This is a genomic window from Nocardia amikacinitolerans NBRC 108937, from assembly GCF_001612615.1.
Lineage (GTDB): Bacteria > Actinomycetota > Actinomycetes > Mycobacteriales > Mycobacteriaceae > Nocardia > Nocardia amikacinitolerans.
This window is the reverse complement of the sequence record NZ_BDAU01000020.1, coordinates 26,845-40,184: the sequence shown is the minus strand read 5'-3', so window position 1 is coordinate 40,184 and position 13,340 is coordinate 26,845. Positions and strand designations below refer to the sequence as shown.

14 protein-coding genes are annotated in these 13,340 nt (G+C 69.3%); 9 read left to right on the top strand and 5 right to left on the bottom strand.

Going from position 1 to position 13,340, the window contains the following annotated elements:
* Position 1: 1 nt before the first annotated feature.
* Complete coding sequence (locus NAM01S_RS16865) at positions 2–817, bottom strand: hypothetical protein (RefSeq protein WP_067786305.1); 816 nt, start codon at positions 815–817, stop codon at positions 2–4.
* 138 nt (positions 818–955) lie between these two features.
* Between NAM01S_RS16865 and NAM01S_RS16860 the strand changes: the two genes are divergently transcribed.
* The 3 genes from NAM01S_RS16860 to NAM01S_RS16850 are packed head-to-tail and all read left to right on the top strand — an operon-like array spanning position 956 to position 3,252.
* Positions 956–1,708, top strand: coding sequence for a LamB/YcsF family protein (locus NAM01S_RS16860; RefSeq protein WP_067786303.1), 753 nt, complete (start codon positions 956–958; stop codon positions 1,706–1,708).
* Positions 1,709–1,720: 12 nt separating this feature from the next.
* Positions 1,721–2,398: a 5-oxoprolinase subunit B family protein gene (locus NAM01S_RS16855; RefSeq protein ID WP_067786301.1), complete on the top strand. Its 678-nt coding sequence runs from the start codon at positions 1,721–1,723 to the stop codon at positions 2,396–2,398.
* Positions 2,395–3,252, top strand: coding sequence for a 5-oxoprolinase subunit C family protein (locus NAM01S_RS16850; protein WP_067786299.1), 858 nt, complete (start codon positions 2,395–2,397; stop codon positions 3,250–3,252). The genes NAM01S_RS16855 and NAM01S_RS16850 overlap by 4 nt, the downstream gene beginning before the upstream one ends.
* A 1-nt stretch (position 3,253) precedes the next feature.
* On the opposite strand, the gene NAM01S_RS16845 is transcribed toward NAM01S_RS16850, so the two are convergent.
* Positions 3,254–4,906 carry a glycoside hydrolase family 183 protein gene (locus NAM01S_RS16845; protein ID WP_067786297.1) on the bottom strand — a complete coding sequence of 551 codons (1,653 nt, stop codon included), beginning with the start codon at positions 4,904–4,906 and terminating at the stop codon, positions 3,254–3,256.
* Positions 4,907–5,040: 134 nt separating this feature from the next.
* Here NAM01S_RS16845 and NAM01S_RS16840 point away from each other — a divergent pair, with 134 nt between their 5' ends.
* Positions 5,041–5,622, top strand: a complete 582-nt coding sequence (locus tag NAM01S_RS16840; RefSeq protein ID WP_067786295.1) for a hypothetical protein — start codon at positions 5,041–5,043, stop codon at positions 5,620–5,622.
* Positions 5,623–5,781: 159 nt separating this feature from the next.
* Here the strand turns inward: NAM01S_RS16840 and NAM01S_RS16835 are convergent, their stop codons facing one another.
* Together NAM01S_RS16835 and NAM01S_RS16830 are read right to left on the bottom strand one after the other, a co-directional pair.
* A complete protein-coding gene (locus NAM01S_RS16835; protein ID WP_084483013.1) occupies positions 5,782–7,128 on the bottom strand; it encodes an MFS transporter in 1,347 nt (448 codons plus the stop codon).
* A gap of 24 nt (positions 7,129–7,152) precedes the next feature.
* Positions 7,153–7,614 carry an NUDIX hydrolase gene (locus NAM01S_RS16830; protein ID WP_067786293.1) on the bottom strand — a complete coding sequence of 154 codons (462 nt, stop codon included), beginning with the start codon at positions 7,612–7,614 and terminating at the stop codon, positions 7,153–7,155.
* Positions 7,615–7,876: 262 nt separating this feature from the next.
* On the opposite strand from NAM01S_RS16830, the gene NAM01S_RS16825 reads away from it, so the two are divergent.
* Positions 7,877–8,665 carry a pirin family protein gene (locus NAM01S_RS16825; RefSeq protein WP_067786291.1) on the top strand — a complete coding sequence of 263 codons (789 nt, stop codon included), beginning with the start codon at positions 7,877–7,879 and terminating at the stop codon, positions 8,663–8,665.
* A 137-nt stretch (positions 8,666–8,802) separates the two neighbouring features.
* Positions 8,803–9,294, top strand: a complete 492-nt coding sequence (locus tag NAM01S_RS16820; RefSeq protein WP_067786289.1) for a DUF4190 domain-containing protein — start codon at positions 8,803–8,805, stop codon at positions 9,292–9,294.
* Positions 9,295–9,300: 6 nt separating this feature from the next.
* On the opposite strand, the gene NAM01S_RS16815 is transcribed toward NAM01S_RS16820, so the two are convergent.
* On the bottom strand, positions 9,301–9,843 hold the full coding sequence (locus NAM01S_RS16815) for a hypothetical protein (protein ID WP_067786287.1): 543 nt from the start codon (positions 9,841–9,843) through the stop codon (positions 9,301–9,303).
* Between the two features lie 129 nt (positions 9,844–9,972).
* Between NAM01S_RS16815 and NAM01S_RS16810 the strand changes: the two genes are divergently transcribed.
* From NAM01S_RS16810 to NAM01S_RS16800, 3 genes are all read left to right on the top strand, one after another.
* Positions 9,973–10,824: a Scr1 family TA system antitoxin-like transcriptional regulator gene (locus tag NAM01S_RS16810; protein ID WP_067786285.1), complete on the top strand. Its 852-nt coding sequence runs from the start codon at positions 9,973–9,975 to the stop codon at positions 10,822–10,824.
* 10 nt (positions 10,825–10,834) lie between these two features.
* Positions 10,835–11,212 carry a DUF397 domain-containing protein gene (locus NAM01S_RS16805; RefSeq protein ID WP_067786283.1) on the top strand — a complete coding sequence of 126 codons (378 nt, stop codon included), beginning with the start codon at positions 10,835–10,837 and terminating at the stop codon, positions 11,210–11,212.
* 99 nt (positions 11,213–11,311) lie between these two features.
* The gene (locus NAM01S_RS16800) at positions 11,312–13,339 is read left to right on the top strand and encodes a M13 family metallopeptidase (RefSeq protein ID WP_301318048.1); all 2,028 of its coding nucleotides are present in this window, start codon (positions 11,312–11,314) and stop codon (positions 13,337–13,339) included.
* Position 13,340 lies beyond the last annotated feature (1 nt).

The window sequence follows — 13,340 nt, the reverse complement described above, 5'->3', positions numbered from 1 at the left end:
CTCAGAAGACGATGAGCGTGGTGCCCGCGACGATCGCGTCGCGGATCTGCGCGAGATCGAACGAGCCGGTCGTCTCGGGCAGGTCGACGCGGAACCGGACCAGGTCACCGTCCCTTGCGGCCCGCGCGATGCGCGCGTGCCGCGGCAGGTTCTCCAGCAGGATCGCGGGCGCGGTGATCATCCGCCGCGGTATCCGCAGGCCGAGCCAGTTGGCCCGGTGGATCTCGATGGTGAGCAGGTTGTTCTCGACCTCGGCGTCGACCAGCGCGGTCAGCCTGCGTCTTCGGTGCTCGGCGCGGATCAGGCCGGTCTCGTGCACGCTCAGCCGCCAGTCCAGCGGCTGGGTGTTCAGCCAGCCGACCAGGGCCGCCGTGGTGACGGTGCCCTCCAGGTCGAGCTGTGCGGCCCGCAACTTGGTGGGGACACCGGGGATCAGCCGCACGCCGTGCGCGATCACCGTGACCGCTTCGATCGGATGCTCGTCCCAGCTCAGCCGCGACAACACCGTCTTGGTCTGGAAGTGCGCACCGCGCCTGCGGACCTTCAGCACCTGCAATGTCGCGTTGACCTCGTGGCCGAGCAGTGTGGCGTGCACCTCTTGCCCGCCGAACCGGCTGAGAATGCCTTCGCTCAGCACCGTCATCAGCACGTCCGGCATCAGCGCGGTGACCGTGCCAGAGCCGAGGTCGACAACGGGATCCACCCACGAGGTGGTGGTCGCGATCCACTGCTCCAGCCAGGACTGATCGAAGAGGCGCTTGCCTAAGTCGACGGCCCGCAGCGGTGACCATGACTTCGGATCGAAATACGTGGCCATGATTGCTCCGAGAGTACTTGCCGTCGAGCGGTGCGACCATCCGCGCAGGAGGGCGCGGGTCTGCCGATTCTTTGGCCCGCGCGCCGCGCGAGGACGAGAATGTCACGGGCACGCAGGTTCGACGGCGGGAGGACACCGATGGCGCTGGATCTCAACAGCGATCTCGGCGAGGGCTTCGGCCCGTGGACGATGGGCGACGACGCGGCGATGCTCGACATCGTGACCAGCGCCAACATCGCCTGCGGCTTCCACGCGGGCGATCCGTCGATCATGCGGGCCACCTGCGCGACGGCGGTGCGCAAGGGGGTGCGGATCGGCGCGCACGTCGGGTACCGGGATCTGGCCGGTTTCGGCAGGCGCGCGATCGCGGTCGCGCCCGCCGAGCTGCGCGACGAGGTGCTGTACCAGATCGGTGCGCTCGACGCCTTCGCCAAGGCCGCGGGCGATCGGGTCCGCTATGTGAAGCCGCACGGTGCGCTGTATCACGCCGCCGCGGCGGATGGCGAGCTGGCCGAAGCGCTGCTCACCGCGATGACCGAGTACGACACCGAGCTCGCGCTGCTCGGCCCGTCCGGAACCGAGCTCGAGGCGGCCGCTACCGAGGCGAAGGTCCGGTTCGTCGGCGAGGGATTCGCCGACCGTGCGTACACCCCGACCGGATCGCTCGCGCCGCGCGGACTGCCCGGTGCGGTGTTGCACGCCGACGAAGCTGTCGCCCAGGCGATTTCGATCGCGACGACGGGTAAGGCGCGGACCGTGGACGGCGGCGACGTCGCGGTCTCCGCCGCGAGCCTGTGTGTGCACGGCGACACGCCTGCCGCGGTCGAGATGGCGCGGCGGATTCGCGCCGCGCTCGCGGAATCGGGTGTGCCGGTCGCGTCGTTCGGGTGATCGGAGCGCCAGATGAGGGAGCCGAAATCGCCCTGGCTGCGATACATTCGCGCCGCCGGAGACCGGGCGCTGCTCGTCACGCCCGACGAACCCGCGCGCGCCGCATGGTTGGCCGAGGCTCTGCGGGTCAGCGCACCGGCGGGTGTGCAAGACGTGCTGCCCGCCGCGGAAACCGTTCTGGTGACGCTGTCCTCCAGCGACCACGCCGAAGCGGTGCGCCGCGAGATCTGCGCCTTGCTGGAAAACTCGCAGCAGCAGGCTGATTCGGGCGATGTTTCCCGTGGAACATTGCCGCACAACGTCTCTCCCGAACCGCTGGTCGTCCCGGTGCGCTATGACGGCACGGATCTGGCTGATGTCGCCGAGTTGCTCGACATGACCGAGAACGAGGTGATCGCCGCGCACACCGGCACGGTGTGGCGGTGCGCGTTCGTCGGATTCGCGCCGGGTTTCGGATATCTCGAGTCCCCCGACGGGAGACTCACTGTGCCGCGCCGGGATACCGCCCGCACGTCCATACCGGCAGGCGCGGTCGCCCTCGCGGGCGGCTTCTCCGCGGTGTATCCGCGCAGTACACCCGGCGGGTGGCAGTTGATCGGCCGCACCGATCTGACGATGTGGGACGTCGACCGGGATCCGCCCGCGCTGATCAGGGCAGGCGGGCTCGTTCGTTTCGAGGTGGCCGAATGATGCTCGTCGAATGGGTCGGCCCGCTGGCCACCATCCAGGATCTCGGTCGCCCCGGCTGGTTCGATTCCGGCGTCGGGGTCTCGGGCGCGGCCGACCGCGCGTCGTTGCGGCTGGCCAATCGCCTGGTCGGCAATCCGGAGGACGCCGCGGCGATCGAGGTGCTGCTCGGCGGGCTGGTGCTGCGCGCGGAGCGGCACCACACCGTCGCGGTCGCGGGCGCGCCGGCCCAGGCGGTGCTGGACGGCATCCCGGTCGGCCACGCCAGCGTGCTGGAAATCGAAGAGGGACAGACACTTCGGCTCGGCTTCGCGGCGAACGGGTTGCGCAGCTACGTCGCCGTGCGCGGCGGCATCGACGTCGCGCCGGTGCTCGGCTCGCGCAGCCGCGACACTCTCTCCGGCATCGGACCGGAACCGCTGCGCCCGGGCGATCGGCTGCCGATCGGGCCCGTTCCGCGTGCGTTGCCCCTCGTCGACGTCGCGCCGGTCGACGCGCCACCCGCCGACGTCGTCATGGTGCGCGCGCTGCTCGGCCCGCGGGACGACTGGTTCGAGGACGCCGCAGCGCTTTTCGCGGCCGAGTGGGCGGTCTCCCCCGACACCGACCGCGTCGGCGCCCGCATCGACCACGTCGGCGGCCCGGAGCTGCGCAGGCGGATCACCGGCGAATTGCGCACCGAGGGCATGGCCCTCGGCTCGATTCAGGTGCCGCCGAGCGGCCAGCCGGTGATCTTTCTCGCCGACCACCCCATCACCGGCGGCTATCCGGTGATCGCGGTGGTGCTCGACGCCGATGTCGACGCGGTGGCGCAGGCCAGACCCGGTCAGCGACTGCGGTTTCGGCGCGCGGGCTGAATCACTTGGGCGTGCCGACGTCGGCGCGCATCAGGTACACGTTGTAGGTGTCCCAAGCCGAGATGGTGAAGTACAGGTCCCGGCCCGAGGACCACGGGTGGATGAAGCCGCCGTAGGCCTTCGGGTAGTCCGAGGTGTTCACCAGCGGCACCGTGTCGGTCCAGATGCCCTGCGGCGCGGCGGCTTCGCGCAGCACGATGGCGCCCTGCGCGGAATCCAGATACACCATCTGCCACTTCTCGGTGGCCGCGTCGTAGCGCACCGAGACCTCGCTCGCGATGCCGAGAAACAGTGGCGTCGCGTGGTTTTCGATCGCGGGAGCCCATGCGCCGTTCACCCAGTACTGGTAGGCGGTCTTGTTGAGCACCTGATCCTTCGGCACCCTCGCCAAGCCGACAATGCCGACCCGGCCGTTGGGCGTGCCGAACATGTAGACGTAGTCGCCCTGCGGGACCATGGCCGCGACCTGGAAGCGGCCCATGCCGAAGAGGTTGTCCCACCTGGCGTGCTGATCCTTGGTCCAGGTGCTTCCGTTGTCGTCGGAGTAGGCGATGCCGCCGTAGTTGGTGAACCACATGCCTGGCACGCGGCTCCACTTGTTCACCGACATATAGCTCAGGTACTGGCGATTCCCGATCGCGAACCCGGAGGTCGGGATGACGGTGGTCTCCCAGTTCTTGATCTTGCGGCTGCTCAGGATCTCCGCCGCGTGGCAGCGGCTGTCCTGCACCATGGTGTCCAGCGTCAGACCGTCGGAGAGGTCGCGGTCGGTGCTGTAGGCCAGCACGTTGCTTCGCCAGTCCGGGCCGCCCGCCCCACCGGTCACCCAGCCCTCGCCGAAAGTGTCGCCGAAGACGACGGCGACCTCGCCTGGCTTGGTCTCCCACATCAGGCCGAGGTCGGTGCCGTCGACCTGCCAGCGCATATCGGTGCGGTTGTTCGAGCCGTGACCGGTGACCTGGCCGACCAGGTCGACCTCCCCGACCCACGGCGCGACGACGGCCTCGGCGACCGGTCCCGGTTCGATCGGGTGCACGACCGGCGGCGGCGCGGGCTGCGGCTCGTCGCCGGGACCGCCAGGCACCGGAATCGGGATCGGCTCGATCTCGGGACGGAACTCGATGCGCGGCAACTGGATTCCGCCGTCGCCGGAACCGCTGCCAGAACCGGAACCGCTTCCCGAACCCGCACTGCCGGTGTCCGCGCTGCCCGAGCCGGAACCGCTGCCGCTGCCGGAGCTCGATCCGGTGCCGCCGGGAGCGGGGGCCTCGGGCGTCTCCGGGTCCGCCGCTTCGATATCCGGCTTCGGCGTGTCCCGGATGTCGGGGCACGGGTTGCGGCACGGATCCTCGGGCAGCGGCTCCGGCACGATCCTGGTCTTGTCCTGCGGCGGATCCGGCACCGGCACCGGCGTGATCTCCGGTATCGGCACGGGGATATCGATCTGCGGCGGGATCACGATCGGAGGTGGCGGCGGCAGGCTCGGATCGGGCTCGCGGGCCAGCGGATCGAAACCCGTTTCGCCGCACCTGTTCACCGGCGGCGGCGCCCACGGGTGCGGCGCGGCCTGCACGGGCGCGGGGACAGAGAGCACGCCGGCGAGCAGCACGCCGAAGAGCGCTGGGGATTCCAGCTTCCGCGGCAGCGCTCCCATACCTGTTGACTCCCTGGTCGAATCGGTCGCAGCGTGATCAACTTACCGGAACCGACGGCCCGCGGCCGGGCGCCGTGCGGAGCCGATCGGAATCGCGAGGGAACCGGATCAGGGCGGGTCGCGTCCAAGCAGATATGAACGACATCGAGTACGGCTTCGGGACGGGCGACGGCGCCGTCCACGTCTGGTCGTCACCCGCCGATCTCGACCTGGCCCGCACCGGCACGGCCGACGCCATCCAAATGGATTTCGACGGCGACGGCCTCGCCGACGACGCCCTGTGGGATTCGCACGGCACCGGCATCGCCGACGTCGCCGCGCTGGACCTGGACGACGACGGGGTGCTCGACCACTTCTATACCGACCCCACCGGCCTCGGCACCTGGAACCACCAGATCACCGGCGCGGCCGCCGACGCGAACAGCGAACCGCTCGACTGGATCGTGCGCACCGGCCCCGACCCGCTCGCCGCCCCGCAGAACGCCGCCGATCCAGCGGTCACCGAAGCGCTCGCCGACTACCCGATCGCGCCGGAGCCGACCGTCCACGGCGGCGCGGTGGATCAGCCGATTCCGCCCAATAGGTTTGAGCCGCCGTACGATTCGGCGCAGCTGGGCGAGCACCCGATCTGGTCGAACCGCCCGCCCGAAGGGGTCCCGCCGAAGACGGAGACCGCGCCGAACACCGAATTACCAGCCGCAACAACGGATCTCTAGGGTTCGCGCTTCTGATCGGTCGGCTTCTCCGCAATGCTGCGCTCGGGCGGAAACGCCAGGCCCTACCGCAGGCCACGCGCCGACGACCGGCACGGTAGCGCGTCCGGGGAAGGATCGATCGCGTGCTGTGCCACCTGCTGCCCGCCACCGGCCGCGGTCCTACGCCTTGGCTCGCCGCCTGCTGTTCCACGCGATCGCCAGAATCCCCAACCCGTATCCGACCGCGCCCGCGACCACCACGGGCAGCGATCGCCCGTCGTCCGGGACCACCAGCGCGGCCAGCGCGATGGCCAGGACGAACGCGATGTTGAAGACCGTGTCCTGGAGGGCGAACACCTGTCCGCGCCTGGCGTCGTCGATATCTATCTGCATGGTGGCGTCGCCGGTGAGCTTGATCGTCTGCCCGGCCAGCCCGAACAGGAAGGCGCCCACGAGCAGCAGATGATGCGCGCGCTCGGCCGCCGCGCCCGCCTCGGCGACGGCGATCGGCGTCACCAAGGTCAGCTGCACGATCGTCGCGGCGACGAGCCCCGCGACCACCGTGCGCGAACGACCCAACCGCGGGATCACCAGCGGCGCGACCACGGCGGCGACCAGCATGCCGCCCGCTGTCGCGGCGATCGCCACGCCGAACCCGATCAGGCCGCTGCTCAGACCCGAACCCTCGGGCGCCTGCCGCAGTACGAGCACCATGATCAGCGTGTTCGCGCCGAACACCACGCGGTGCGTGCCGATGCCGACCATCGCCGTCGTCACCGAGACCGACTGCCACACCGCCCGCGCCCCGGTGCGCAACCCCGTGAGGATCGCGTGCACGGTCCCCTCGTGGACCGCACTTCCGTCCTCCGGTCCGAGCACGCCGTGCCGGAATCCGGCCGCGAGCAACGCACCGAGCACCGAGCCGACGCCGCTGATCGCGACGGCGACGGCGGAGGCGAAATCGCCCGCCCCGATCACTCCGATGACGGCCACCGCGATCGCCGCGCCCGCACCCGCGCAGCCGGAGGCGACGGTGGCGAGCACCGAATTCATCGGCACCAGCCACTGCTGCGCGAGCACCTTCGGCAACGCCGCCGAGACACCCGCCATCACGAATCTGCTGATGCCGACCACGGCGAGCGCGAGCAACAGCAGCGGCGGTTCGGCGATCCCGGCGACCAGGCCGACGCTCGTCACGCCGATCAGCACGCCGCGCAGCACGTTGGCTACGAGCAGCACCGCGCGCCGGTCCCAGCGGTCCAGCAGCGCACCGGCGTACGGCCCGATCAGCGAATACGGCAGCAGCAGGACGGCGAAGCCCGCGGCGATGGCCAGCGGATCGGTCTCGCGCTCGGGGTTGAACAGGATCGCCCCGGAAAGCGCGGCCTGGAACATCCCGTCGCCGAACTGTCCGGCGAAGCGCACGATCGCCAACCGCAGCACGCCTGGACTCTCGCGAAGCGCCGTGCGCAACGGAACGCGCGGCGCGTCGGCGGGCGGGCTGTCTTCCTGGCGACCGATCGACACCGCCTTGATTGTGCCCTGCTTTCCTCAGCCGGAGCTGACCAGGGAACTGACCGCCGCCCGCATATCCGTCGTCATCGGAAGTTCGTCGAGCGCGCTCGCGTCGATCCAGGCGAAGGCGTCGTGTTCGCCGGGCGCGAGTGCCACGTCGCCGGGCTCAACCTCGACCAGGAAGCTGAACTTGCGCACCCGCGGCTTGGTGCGGGTGGCGTAATCGATGCCGCCGAGGAACTCGGTGATGGTGCGCACCCGCAGCCCGGTCTCCTCGAACAGCTCCCGCACCACGCACTCGGCGAAGGTCTCCCCCGATTCCACGCCGCCGCCGGGCAGTTCGTACATGCCCCCGTGATAGTCGTCGGGCACCCGCCGGACCACGAGCAGCTTGCGGTCGCGGAAGACCGCGACGCCGACCACGAAGTCGCTGATGCCGTCGCGGCGCGCCTCGGCGCGGAGCTGTCGCTCGATGCGATCGAGCGCTTCCGGTCGCATTCGGCTCTCACCTCCGGTTCCGTTGGGGCGCTTCGTGTTACGAACCCGGTGCCGTCGGGAAGGGGCTCCGTCGCCGGTAACCCTACGTGTCCCGTCCCCGCTTCACCGCACCGGTAGGTACTGCTCGCCTGCCGTTCACCCGCTGGTCGCTCGCGTAAAATGCCGAGTGCTGGACAATTTACTAGGAATCAGGAGTGCCGCGACCTCGAGTGCTCCTACCCTGAAAGGTGATCGGTGCACGGTCGGAGAGAGGAGGACCCTGATGTCCACACTCACGACGCCTCACATCGATATCCACCGTGGCGGCGACCGCATGAAAACGCGGGTGTCCTGGTTGGATTCGAAGCATTCGTTCTCGTTCGGTGAGCACTACGACCCGGAGAACACCCACCACGGCCTGCTGCTGGTGAACAACGAGGACATCGTGCTGCCCGGGCAGGGTTTCGACACCCATCCGCACCGTGACATGGAGATCGTCACCTGGGTGCTCGGCGGCAGCCTGGTGCACCAGGACTCGCTCGGTCACAGTGGCGTCATCTACCCCGGCCTCGCCCAGCGGATGAGCGCCGGCACCGGCATCCTGCATTCGGAGAAGAACGACTCCTGGCGGCTGGACGACAGCGCCGAGCACCAGGAGCCCGTGCATTTCGTGCAGATGTGGGTCGTGCCCGACGAGCCGGGCCTGACCCCCGGCTACCAGCAGCTGGAAATAGACGACGAGCTGGCGGGCGGCGGTCTCGTCACGGTGGCCTCGGGCCTGCCGCGATACCGCGAACGCGCCGCGATCGCCATCAACAGCAGCCACTCCGCACTGCACGTTGCCCGCATGCCAGGCGCGGAGCCGGGCGCCGCACCGCAGGTGATCGACCTGCCCGACGCGCCGTACCTGCACCTGTTCGTCGCCCGCGGCGAGGTGGAGATGGAGGGCGTCGGCCCGCTGTACGAGGGCGACGCCGTGCGGCTGACGCGCAGCGGCGGTCAGCGGATCACCGCGCACGGTCCTGCCGAGATCTTGGTCTGGGAGATGCACGCGCGACTCGGCGGTCAATGAGCGGTCCACCGTCCGGTTCGCCCCATTAACATCCGAGCGTAGGGAGCGCGATCAGTAGGCGACCGCCGCGCAGCGCACCCGCAGGACCCGCGAGACCCGCAGCGAGTCCCCCAGCGGCACCGACTGAGAGGAAGTCCATGTCGCAATATCCACCGCCCGGCCAATACCCGCCGCCGGGCCAGTATCCGCCGCCACCCGGCGGATACCCACCGCCGGGACAGGGTGGCTACTGGCAGGAATCGCCGAAGGGCAAGGGCCTGGCCATCACCGCGTTGGTGCTCGGCATCCTGGCGCTGCTTACCTTCTGGTCCATTCTCGGCGGCTTCCTGTTCGGGTTGTTCGGACTCATCTTCGGCATCATCGCGTTCGTCAAGGCGCGCAAGGGGACCGCGGGCGGCACCGGCATGGCGGTCACCGGTCTGATCTTGAGCGTGCTCGCGCTGATCGGCGCGGTCCTCATCGCCATCGTCGGCTGGAGCTTCTTCGTCGATTCCGGGGGCAAGGATTTCATCGACTGCCTGGACAAGGCGGGCAACGATCAGGCCAAGATCGACGAGTGCGAGCGGAAGTGGAACCAGAACATCGAGGACCGCTTCAGCGTGACGCTCACGCCGCGGCCGACGCCGTAGCCGAACTCACTTGTCTTTGGACGGGATCGCCGCGGTCCTGGTAGCGGCGATCACCTCGGGTAGCTCCGGCCGGTAGTCCATATCCGGCCGCGCGATCCAGGTGCGGTAGCCGCTGTGTTCGTCGGCGGGCGAGGGCAGCACGATCGTGCTGCCTGGCAGGGCGACCGAGGCGCAGACCCGGAACAGGTCGGCGAACAGGGCCATGTCCAGGTAGGAGTTGTCGGTCGGCCCGGTCAGGAAGGTCCAGCGTCCGGAACGCGGATGCCCGATGATCGGTCCGCCGCGTCGCCCGCCCGCGGTGAGCAGCGCGCGCACTTTCGTGCCGAGCGAGGCGGGCATGACGACCGCGCCGACGGCGCCGACCTCCAGCATGATGCGGCCGAGCGCCGGGTCGACCACCGCGTAGAGCCCGTTGTCCTTGCGGTAGTGGCGGCAGCGGACGAACGCGTCCTGGGTGGCCGAGAACTCCGGAGCGGCCGCGTGGGATGGCGAGGCGTCCGGTTGCCCGAGCGGACCGTGACTGCCTGATTCGGTGCGGAACGTGCTCATGACGAACCTCGCCTCGATGCGGAGGGAACGTGACGGGTGAATCGGCCGCTGGTGTCGACCCTAGTCCTGCGCAACTAGGTTGACAATAGTCACACGCTGGCGTGTTGCCGAGGCGTAGCATCGCGTGTCATGGCACCCGTCTCGCCTACTGTCGCGCGTTGGGAACTGGTGCTGCGCCTTCGCGAACTGCGCGAGCAGCGCGGCTTCGACTCCGCGACCTTCGCCAAGCGGGTCGGCTTCACCCCGGCCAACTGGTCGCACGTGGAGAAGGGCAGGCGCGTGCTCACCGGCAACACCATCGGTCCCGTGCTCGAGCTGCTGGAAGTCACCGCCGAGGAGCGCACCGAGTTGCTCGCCCTGCTGGACGCGAGCAAGCAGCGCGGCTGGTGGGCCAAGTCCTCCGCGCTGATCGGTCCCGAGTTGCAGCGGCTGTACGGCATGGAGCACGGCGCGCAGAGCATTCGCAGCTACGACAGCCTCATCGTTCCGGGTTTGCTGCAGACCGAGGCCTACGCTCGCGCGCTCATCAGCGCCGACGTGATGATCCGCCCGGTGCAGGTCGAACAGCTGGTGGCCATTCGCATGCGTCGGCAGGATCGGTTGCGTGGACCCGACCGCGTCGAGCTCACCGCCGTCATCGGCGAGGCGGCGTTGTTGCAGCAGACCGGCGGCCCCTCGGTGCTGCGCGGTCAGCTCGAGCACCTGGCCAAGCTGATCGAAGAGCTGGACAGCGTCGAGGTGCGCGTCATCCCGTTCGCCGCGACCGCGGGCGCCACCCTCGGCGGATGCAGCTTCCACCTGATCGATTTCGCGGGCGAGCAGTTGCCGACCTTCGGCTGGGCCGAGAGCGCGGTGTTCGGCGGCGCGGTCGACGACCCCGATCTGGTGCGCGATCTGAGCTTCGCCTACCTGCGGGCGCTCGAGCAATCGCTGACCCGTGACGAGTCATTGGCCCTGATCAGGCGGCACGCGCTCGGGTAAAATCCTGCCCATGGCCACCACCGCTAGCGACCGGCCGGAATCCTCCGGCTGGTTCACGTCGACCCGATCGAACAACGGCAACCAATGCGTCGAGGTCAGGTTCGATGGTGATGCGGTGCTCATCCGTGACAGCAAATACCGCCGCAACCCGGCCAACCGCCCCGCCGAAGAGCCCATCATCACCGTCACCGCGAGCGCATGGACCTCGTTCCTGACCTTGCTCACCAGTGGACGACCGCACACCGACCTGGTCGTTCACACCGCCGCGGACGGCACCACCACGCTCCGCCACGGCGACGTCGCCCTCACCTACACCCCCGAAGAGTGGGAAGCCTTCCTCGCAGGCGCCTACGACGGCGAATTCGACCGCATCATCCTTCCTGCCTGACCGCCCACCCCGGTCGCCCGCGCGGCCGGGGTTCACTCTGCGTGAAAGTGCCCCGGCCCCGACGACTCGCACCTCGCCGCGCCGCGCCAACTCGGCATACTGGAGATCGTGACTTCCGAACCGATCAGCCCGTCCGGCCTGGACCTGTCCCACCTCGACGACGCCGTGCGCGTGCAGGACGACTTGTTCGCGCATGTCAACGGCAAATGGCTGGACGAATATCGGATTCCGGCCGACCGCGCGGTCGACGGCGCGTTCCGCGCGCTGTACGACCAGGCCGAACTGGACGTTCAGGCCATCATCCAGAACGCCGCCGCCGCCGGCGCCGAGCCGGGCACTGACGCGCGCAAGATCGGCGACCTGTACTCCAGCTTCATGGACACCGAGACCGTCGCCGCCGCCGGGCTCGCGCCGATCTCCGCCGAACTCGCCGCCGTGCACGAGGTCGCCGACCGCGGCGCCTTCGCGGCGCTGCTCGGGCGGCTCCAGCGCACCGGTGTCGGCGGCGCGGTCGCCCTCTACGTCGACACCGACGACAAGGACTCCACCCGCTACCTGGTGCACGCCACCCAATCCGGCATCGGCCTGCCCGACGAGTCCTATTACCGCCAGGACGAATTCGCCGAGATCCGCACCAAGTACATCGCGCACATCGGCCGCAAGTTCGCGCTCGCCGCCGCCGATCCGCGCATCGCCGCGCTGCTCCCGGAGGACCTGGACTCGATCGGGCAGCGGGTGTTCGAGCTGGAGCGCAAGCTGGCCGCGGGCCACTGGGACGTGGTCCGCCGCCGCGACGCCGAACTGAGCTACAACCTGGTCACGTTCGACGCGCTGGTCGCCGAGAACCCCGAATTCGATTGGCACGCCTGGGCTTCGGCGCTCGCCGAGGGCGTCGGCAAGCCGGTCGCGGAGTTGTTCGCCGAGGTGGTCGTGCGCCAGCCCTCCTACCTGCGCACCTTCGCGCAGACCTGGGCCGAGGCGGATCTCGCCGACTGGCGGGCGTGGGCGGCGTGGCGTGTGCTGCGTTCGCGCGCACCGTATCTCACCGAAGAACTGGTCGAGGAGAACTTCGACTTCTACGGCCGCACGCTCACCGGCGCCCAGGAGAATCGGGAGCGCTGGAAGCGCGGCGTCTCCCTCGTGCAGGAACTGCTCGGCGAGGCGGTCGGCAAACTGTATGTGGCCGAGCACTTTCCGCCGGAGGCGAAGGCTCGGATGGTCGAGCTGGTCGCCAATCTCCAGGAGGCCTACCGCCGCAACATCTCCGAGTTGGAGTGGATGGGGCCGGACACCAGGAAGGCCGCGCTGGCCAAACTGGAGAAGTTCACCCCGAAGATCGGCTACCCGGAGCGCTGGCGCGACTACTCCGCCGTCGTCATCGATCCCGCGGACCTGGTCGGCAACTACCGCAGCGGCTACGCGGCCGAGCACGATCGCGACCTGAACAAGCTCGGCGGACCGGTCGACCGGGACGAGTGGTTCATGACCCCGCAGACGGTCAACGCCTACTACAACCCCGGCATGAACGAGATCGTCTTCCCCGCGGCGATTCTGCAGCCGCCGTTCTTCGACATGAACGCCGACGACGCGGCCAACTACGGCGGCATCGGCGCGGTGATCGGTCACGAGATCGGCCACGGCTTCGACGATCAGGGCGCCAAGTACGACGGCGACGGCAACATGATCGACTGGTGGACCGACGCCGATCGTGCCGAGTTCGCCAAGCGCACCAAGGCGCTGATCGATCAGTACAACGTGCTCTCCCCGAAGGACCTGTCCGACGAGCACACCGTCAACGGCGAGTTCACCATCGGCGAGAACATCGGCGATCTCGGCGGCCTGTCCATCGCCCTGGAGGCGTACAAGATCTCGCTGAACGGCGCCGAGCCCCCGGTCATCGACGGCCTCACCGGACTGCAGCGGGTGTTCTACGGCTGGGCCCAGGTCTGGCGGACCAAGGCCCGCACCGAGGAGGCCATCCGCCGCCTCGCCGTCGATCCGCACTCGCCGCCCGAATTCCGGTGCAACGCCGTCGTGCGCAATATCGACAGCTTCCACGAAGCCTTCGACGTTCGCCCCGGCGACGCCCTCTACCTGGAACCCGGCGAACGCGTGAAGATCTGGTAGC

Coding starts and splice junctions, on each gene's coding strand:
- NAM01S_RS16865 (WP_067786305.1), bottom strand. CDS start 817: ATGGCCACGTATTTCGATCCGAAGTCATGGTCACCGCTGCGGGCCGTC.
- NAM01S_RS16860 (WP_067786303.1), top strand. CDS start 956: ATGGCGCTGGATCTCAACAGCGATCTCGGCGAGGGCTTCGGCCCGTGG.
- NAM01S_RS16855 (WP_067786301.1), top strand. CDS start 1,721: ATGAGGGAGCCGAAATCGCCCTGGCTGCGATACATTCGCGCCGCCGGA.
- NAM01S_RS16850 (WP_067786299.1), top strand. CDS start 2,395: ATGATGCTCGTCGAATGGGTCGGCCCGCTGGCCACCATCCAGGATCTC.
- NAM01S_RS16845 (WP_067786297.1), bottom strand. CDS start 4,906: ATGGGAGCGCTGCCGCGGAAGCTGGAATCCCCAGCGCTCTTCGGCGTG.
- NAM01S_RS16840 (WP_067786295.1), top strand. CDS start 5,041: ATGAACGACATCGAGTACGGCTTCGGGACGGGCGACGGCGCCGTCCAC.
- NAM01S_RS16830 (WP_067786293.1), bottom strand. CDS start 7,614: ATGCGACCGGAAGCGCTCGATCGCATCGAGCGACAGCTCCGCGCCGAG.
- NAM01S_RS16825 (WP_067786291.1), top strand. CDS start 7,877: ATGTCCACACTCACGACGCCTCACATCGATATCCACCGTGGCGGCGAC.
- NAM01S_RS16820 (WP_067786289.1), top strand. CDS start 8,803: ATGTCGCAATATCCACCGCCCGGCCAATACCCGCCGCCGGGCCAGTAT.
- NAM01S_RS16815 (WP_067786287.1), bottom strand. CDS start 9,843: ATGAGCACGTTCCGCACCGAATCAGGCAGTCACGGTCCGCTCGGGCAA.
- NAM01S_RS16810 (WP_067786285.1), top strand. CDS start 9,973: ATGGCACCCGTCTCGCCTACTGTCGCGCGTTGGGAACTGGTGCTGCGC.
- NAM01S_RS16805 (WP_067786283.1), top strand. CDS start 10,835: ATGGCCACCACCGCTAGCGACCGGCCGGAATCCTCCGGCTGGTTCACG.